This is a genomic window from Streptomyces sp. NPDC000151 (genome assembly GCF_040301705.1).
Taxonomy (GTDB): Bacteria; Actinomycetota; Actinomycetes; order Streptomycetales; family Streptomycetaceae; genus Streptomyces.
The window spans coordinates 1-7,024 of sequence record NZ_JBEPFC010000231.1; the positions used below are offsets into that span (position 1 = coordinate 1).

The window sequence follows — 7,024 nt, forward strand, 5'->3', positions numbered from 1 at the left end:
CCGGCCGGCGCCGCGCCGTCGGGCTCGCCTGCGCGCGGGACGTGCGCGGGCCGGGCCGTACCGTTGCGTTCGCGGTGGTGGTGATGGGGATCGCCGCCGTCCCGGTCGGCCGCCGAGGCGGCCGCGGCGACGGCGGACTCCGGCAGCGGCGCCGAGAGGATCGCGGCGATCTCCGTGCGCGGCACGGACGAGGGCGGGCAGACGCCGCTGATGTCCTTCGCGCGCACCGCGCGGGTGATCCACGCGCGGTCCAGCACCCGGCGCTCGTCGGCCTCGGCGACCAGGTCCTCGGACTGGTTGTAGTCGCCGTCGGCGGCCTGGACGGCCCAGAGGTGCACCGCGACGCCGTGCTCCTTGGCCGACATCAGGCCGGGCAGCAGGTCGCCGTCGCCGGTGACCAGAACGATGTCGGAGCAGGCGCGGTTCCTGGCCAGTTCGGTGAGCTCGGCGTGCATGGCGGCGTCCACGCCCTTCTGTGCCCAGCGGCCGTCGCTGCGGGTCAGGGCGCCGAGCCGGACGGTGACCCGGGGCATCACCCGCAGCCTGCGGTGCTCGGGCTGCGGCACCCGGTCGGGGGCGCCGTCGAACCAATAGATGCGCAGCAGCCGGCGCTCGGTGTCGGCTTCGGCGCGCTCGCGCAGGCCCTGGATCAGGGCGGCGTGATCGACGGTGATGCGGGACCGGGCGGGCTCTCCGGCCAGCAGGCTCGCGGCGGCGCCCAGCAAGTACCCGGCGTCCACCAGGACGACGCAGCGGTCCACGTTCCACCCTCTTCCCTAAAGGTCCTGCGGTCCGGTCGCCCCCCGGCTCGGCCTGTTGGCTGAGGTGTCTTCGGCTCTCGTCGAGTCTGCTTTCTTCGAGTCTGCCCGACCGCGCGTGGGTTATCTGCCGGAACTCGATCATCGGCGTGGCGCATTACGCCGCCGCTGCCGCGATCCCGCCGCCGACACTCCGCCTCACCCGAGAGAATTGCCCGGAATGCAGCCTTTTGCCCGGCGTGTAACTCTGGCTTCGGCCCCGATCCCAGGATTCCCCTTCAGGAGGCACGATCATGGCCAAGAACAAGAAGAGCCGGGACCGCAGTCAGAAGTCCGACGGGCAGGCGGAGCGCGGACAGCAGCAGGCACAGCAGTCGGCGATGGAAGCACAGTCCAAGTCGGCCGCTTCGGCGAACCCGGGCGACGTCGCCCGCAAGCACCGCGAGCGCCGCTTCGGCCACAACTGACCGGCGCCGCATCGCACGCGAGGGGCGCGCCCCGGGAGATCCCGGGACGCGCCCCTCGTGTCGTGCGCGTACGGCGTCAGCCGGCCAGGCAGGAGGCGCCGAGCAGTACCTTCAGGTCGCCGAAGAGCGACGGGTCGGCGGTGACGCGGTGCTTGTCCAGGCGCAGCACGGTCGTCTTCCGCGTGCCCTGGAGCTTGATCCGCACCTCCGTGGAGCCGCGGTGCTGGTTCAGCACGTCACCCAGCTTCTCGACCAGCGGCGGGGTGACCTTGAGCGTCGGGATGGTGATCGTCAGCGGTGCGTTCGTCCCGGCGTCCGAGAGGTCGGGGATCATCATCTCCATGGCGACCAGGCGGGGGATGTCCTCGCGCTTGTCCAGGCGGCCCTTGACGAAGACGATCGCGTCCTCGACGAGCTGGGTGGACACCAGCTGGTACGTCGCCGGGAAGAACATGCAGTCGATGGAGCCCGCCAGGTCCTCGACGGTGGCGATCGCCCAGGCGTTGCCCTGCTTGGTCATCTTGCGCTGCAGGCCCGAGATGATGCCGCCGATGGTGACGATCGAGCCGTCCGAATAGTCGCCGCCGGTGAGCTGCGCGATCGCGGCGTCCGCCTTGTCGGACAGTACGTGCTCAAGACCGAACAGCGGATGGTCCGAGACGTACAGACCCAGCATTTCGCGCTCCTGCGCGAGCAGATAGGTCTTGTCCCACTCGACGTCGGAGAACTCCACGTCCAGGCCGAAGCCGGGGCCGCTGTCGTCGACGGCGTCGCCCATCCCGCCGAAGAGGTCGAACTGTCCCTCGGCCTCCTTGCGCTTCACCTGCACGACGTTGTCGATCATCGTCTCGTAGTGCGCGGTGAGGCCCTTGCGGGTGTGGCCCATCTCGTCGAACGCGCCGGCCTTGATCAGCGACTCGGTGGTGCGCTTGTTGCAGACCACCGCCTCGACCTTGTCCAGGTAGTCCGGGAAGGAGGAGAACTTCCCCTTGGACTTCCGGCTGCGGATGATCGCCTCGACGACGTTCGTGCCGACGTTCCTGACCGCGGAGAGGCCGAAGAGGATCACGTCGTCGCCCTGGGCCGCGAAGTTCGCCTCGGACTCGTTGACGTTCGGCGGGAGGACCTTGATGCCCATCTTGCGGCACTCGTTCAGATAGACCGCGGACTTGTCCTTGTCGTCGCGCACCGAGGTGAGCAGCGCGGACATGTACTCGGCCGGGTAGTTCGCCTTGAGGTAGGCGGTCCAGTAGGTGACCAGGCCGTACGCGGAGGAGTGCGCCTTGTTGAACGCGTAGCCGGCGAACGGGACCAGCACGTCCCACAGCGCCTGGATGGCCTGGTCGGAGAAGCCGTTCTTCCGGGCGCCCGCCTGGAAGAGGACGAAGTTCTTCTCCAGCTCCTCGGGCTTCTTCTTGCCCATCACGCGGCGCAGGACGTCCGCCTCGCCCAGCGAATACCCGGCGACGATCTGGGCGGCCTTCTGGACCTGCTCCTGGTAGACGATCAGGCCGTAGGTGAGGCCCAGGACCTCCTTGAGCGGCTCCTCCAGCTCCGGGTGGATCGGCGTGATCTCCTGGCGGCCGTTCTTGCGCTCCGCGTAGTTCGTGTGGGAGTTCATGCCCATCGGGCCCGGGCGATACAGGGCCGAGACGGCGGAAATGTCCTCGAAGTTGTCGGGCTGCATCTGGCGCAGCAGCGAGCGCATCGGGCCGCCGTCGAACTGGAAGACGCCGAGCGTGTCACCCCGGCAGAGCAGTTCGTACGTCTTCGGGTCGTCGAGCGGGATCTCCAGGAGGTCCAGCTTGACGCCCTTGTTGGCCTCCACCATCTTGCGGGCGTCGTCCATGATGGTGAGGTTGCGCAGGCCCAGGAAGTCCATCTTGAGCAGGCCGAGCGACTCGCACTGGGGGTAGTCCCACTGCGTGATCGTCACGCCGTCGGTGTGCCGCGTCCACAGCGGGGCGTGGTCGACGATCGGCTCGCTGGACATGATCACGCCGGCCGCGTGCACACCCATCTGCCGGACCAGGCCCTCCACACCCTTGGCGGTGTCGATGACCTTCTTCACGTCCGGTTCGTTCTCGTACATCCCCCGGATCTCGCCCGCTTCGCTGTAGCGCGGGTGCTGGGGGTCGGTGATGCCGGAGAGGTCGATGCCCTTGCCGAGGACGTCGGCGGGCATGGCCTTGGTGAGCCGGTCACCCATCGCGTACGGGTAGCCCAGCACGCGGGCCGAGTCCTTGATCGCGTTCTTCGCCTTGATCTTGCCGTACGTACCGATCATGGCGACCTTGTCCTCGCCGTACTTCTCGGTGACGTACCGGATCACCTCGACGCGCCGACGCTCGTCGAAGTCGATGTCGACATCGGGCATGGACACGCGCTCGGGGTTCAGGAACCGCTCGAAGATCAGCCCGTGCTCGATCGGGTCGAGGTCGGTGATGCCCATGGCGTACGCGACGATCGAACCGGCGGCCGAACCACGCCCCGGCCCCACGGCAATCCCGTTGTTCTTCGCCCACATGATGAAGTCCGCGACGACCAGGAAGTATCCCGGGAACCCCATCTGCAGGATGATGTCCATCTCGTAGTCGGCCTGCCGCTGCCGGTCCTCGGGGACGCCGCCGGGGAAGCGGCGCGCCATGCCCCGCCGGACCTCCTCCTTGAACCAGGTGACCTCGGTGTAGCCCTCGGGGATGTCGAACTTCGGCATCAGGTCGCGCTTCTCGAACATCCCGGAGGTGTCGATCTGGTCGGCGACCAGCCGGGTGTTGTCGCAGCCCAGCTGCCACGCCTCGGAGGAGTCGATGGCGTACATCTCCTCCGTGGACTTCAGGTAGTAGCCGGTGCCGTCGAAGCGGAAGCGGTCGGGGTCGGAGAGGTTCTTGCCAGTCTGGATGCACAGCAGCGCGTCGTGCGCGGTCGCCTCGTGCGAGTAGGTGTAGTGCGAGTCGTTGGTGACCAGCGGCGGGATGCCCAGCTCCTTGCCGATCTTGAGCAGATCGTCGCGGACCCGGCGCTCGATCTCGATACCGTGGTCCATCAGCTCCAGGAAGTACCGGTCCTTGCCGAAGATGTCCTGGTACTCGGCCGCCGCCTTCTTCGCCTCCTCGTACTGCCCCAGGCGCAGGCGGGTCTGCAGCTCACCGGAGGGGCAGCCGGTGGACGCGATCAGGCCCTCGGACCACTGGGAGATGGTCTCCTTGTCCATGCGCGGCCACTTCTGCAGCCAGCCCTCCTTGTAGGCGTCGGAGGAGAGCCGGAAGAGGTTGTGCAGGCCGGTCTTGTTCGCCGCCCAGATCGTCTTGTGGGTGTAACCACCGGAACCGGAGACGTCGTCGCGCTTCTGGTGCGGCTGACCCCACTGGATCTTGCGCTTGTGCTTGCGGGAGGCCGGGGCCACATACGCCTCGATGCCGATGATCGGCGTCACACCGGCCTTCTGCGCGGTGTGGAAGAAGTCGTACGCGCCGTGGAGGTTGCCGTGGTCGGACATGGCGATGTGCGACATGCCCATTTCATTGGCGGCATTGAACATGTCCTTGAGCCGCGCGGCACCGTCCAGCAGCGAGTACTGGGTGTGAACGTGCAGGTGCGTGAACGGCGGCTTGGCCACGGCGGAAGACCTCCGGTAAACAGTCGGCGGCTAAGGGGGGAGACGGTCTGGAAGTCTACGACTCCGGACTGACAAACCACGCCTCCGCCGGGCACGCGCAGGTAGCCTCGCGCGTTGTCAGTCACGGAACATCCGTCCGGAAACATACGGCCCCGCCAAGGCCACCAGGAGGCACCCAGCGATGTCGAACCAGCACGCCCCGGCGCAGGACGCCGCCCAGCGCGGCGAGGAAATACTCGCCGTCTTCGACACCGCTTTCGGGGAGCTGCTCGCCGCCGACCCCGCGGCCTTCCGTGTGAAGTTCCGCAAGATGGCCGCCTCCGCCTTCGCCTTCTACCGCGGCACGGCCTGCCTCTTCTACAAGGACCTGGAGGCGGGGAAGGACACCGGCCCGTATCTGGACGAGCGGACCGGCCGGGTGTGGATCCACGGCGATCTGCACGCGGAGAACTTCGGCACGTACATGGACGCCACCGGCCGGCTGATCTTCAACGTCAACGACTTCGACGAGGCGTACGTCGGCCCCTTCACTTGGGACCTCAAGCGCTTCGCCGCCTCCGTGGCGCTGATCGGGTACGCCAAGGCGCTCAGCGATGAGCAGATCACCGACCTGGTGCGCACGTACGCCACCGCCTATCGGGAGCGCATCCACGCGCTGGCCACGGGCGCCAAGAACGACGACGTCCAGCCCTTCACCCTGGAGACCGCCCAGGGTCCGCTGCTGGACGCGCTGCGCGACGCCCGCTCGCGCACCCGCTTCGCGCTGCTGGACTCGATGACGGAGATCCGCGATTTCGAGCGCCGGTTCGCGCCGGGCGGCGGCGCCATCGAGCTGGACGCGGCGACGCGGTACAAGGTCCTCGCGGCGTTCGACGGCTATCTGGAGACGCTGCCCGAGTCCAGCCTGGCCCGCCCGGACTCCTACCGCGTCAAGGACGTGGTCGGCCGCCGCGGCATCGGCATCGGCTCTGCCGGCCTGCCCTCGTACAACATCCTGCTGGAGGGCAACAGCGACGCGCTGGAGAACGACGTCGTCATCTACATGAAGCAGGCGCAGACCCCGGCGGTCTCGCGGCACGTCACGGACCCCGAGGTGCGCGCGTACTTCCAGCACGAGGGGCACCGCACGGTGATCTCCCAGCGCGCCCTGCAGGCGCACGCCGACCCGTGGCTGGGCTGGACGGAGATCGAGGAGGAGGGCAGCCGGCGCGGCCAGCTCGTCGCCGAGGTCTCGCCGTACGCCGTCGACCTGGACTGGTCCGACATCGACGAGGTCGAGGAGATCTCCGCGGTGGTCGCCGACCTGGGCCGCGCGACAGCGGCGATGCACGCGGCGGCGGACGACGAGAGCGGCCACTCGCTGGTGCCGTTCTCCACGGAGCGCGCGATCGACGCGGCCATCGCGGCCGACGAGGAGGGCTTCGCCGAGCTGCTGGTGGACTTCGCGCACGGCTACGGCTCCCGGGCCCGCCGCGACCACCAGATATTCGTCGACCTCTTCCGCAACGGCCGCATCCCGGGGCTGTGATCCACGGGGCCCGGACCCGGGCCCCGACGCGGCCCCGACCCGGCCCCGATTCCGTCAACGATTCACAGAAGCCCCTTAAGCGGCGCTTACCCCGGCCCATGGCAGACTCGATTTCGATGGACATCTCGGCGGCACACCTGCGGGCACTGCGCGCGGCGCTCTTCACGGCGCTCTGCGTGACGCTGTCCGCTGCCTCCCATGTGCTGCTGTCCCGGATGCCGCTGCCGCTGACCACGGTGGCCGCGCTCGCCGCCGCCGTGTTCGTGCTGGCGTACGCGCTGGCCGGCCGGGAGCGCCGCTTCGGGCCGATCGCCGCGCTGCTCGTACCGCTGGAGCTGGCCGCCGACACGGTCTTCAGCGTCGGCCAGCACGCGTGCTACGGCGCGGCCGGCGGCCCCGTCGCAGGGCCGCTGCGCTCGCTGGGCGTGGACCTGCTGTGCCGCGGCGGCGACGTCGGCACGCCGCTGGCCCGGGCCGCCGGGCACCAGCCGGCCCCCGCCTGCACCTGGCTGCTGCTGCTCGCCGCGCACGTCGCGGTCGGGCTGCTGGCCGCCGCCTGGCTGCGGCGCGGCGAGGCGGCGCTCGTCCAGCTGCTGGGCGCGCTGGCCGTCTTCGCGCTGCGCCCCCTGCTGGTCGCGGTCGCGGTGCTCAC

5 protein-coding genes are annotated in these 7,024 nt (G+C 69.1%); 3 read left to right on the forward strand and 2 right to left on the reverse strand.

Going from position 1 to position 7,024, the window contains the following annotated elements:
• On the reverse strand, positions 1-761 hold a 761-nt coding region (locus ABT381_RS34280), incomplete at its 3' end, for an NYN domain-containing protein (protein WP_351601518.1).
• A 290-nt stretch (positions 762-1,051) separates the two neighbouring features.
• On the opposite strand from ABT381_RS34280, the gene ABT381_RS34285 reads away from it, so the two are divergent.
• Positions 1,052-1,225, forward strand: a complete 174-nt coding sequence (locus ABT381_RS34285) for a hypothetical protein (RefSeq protein WP_351601521.1) — start codon at positions 1,052-1,054, stop codon at positions 1,223-1,225.
• A gap of 76 nt (positions 1,226-1,301) precedes the next feature.
• On the opposite strand, the gene dnaE is transcribed toward ABT381_RS34285, so the two are convergent.
• Positions 1,302-4,844 (reverse strand): DNA polymerase III subunit alpha, encoded by a 3,543-nt coding sequence (gene dnaE, locus ABT381_RS34290; RefSeq protein ID WP_351601523.1) that lies wholly within the window; start codon positions 4,842-4,844, stop codon positions 1,302-1,304.
• A 181-nt stretch (positions 4,845-5,025) separates the two neighbouring features.
• Between dnaE and ABT381_RS34295 the strand changes: the two genes are divergently transcribed.
• Positions 5,026-6,372 (forward strand): DUF2252 domain-containing protein, encoded by a 1,347-nt coding sequence (locus ABT381_RS34295; protein ID WP_351601526.1) that lies wholly within the window; start codon positions 5,026-5,028, stop codon positions 6,370-6,372.
• Between the two features lie 116 nt (positions 6,373-6,488).
• Positions 6,489-7,024 (forward strand): hypothetical protein (locus ABT381_RS34300; RefSeq protein ID WP_351601529.1); only part of this gene is annotated, 536 nt, incomplete at its 3' end.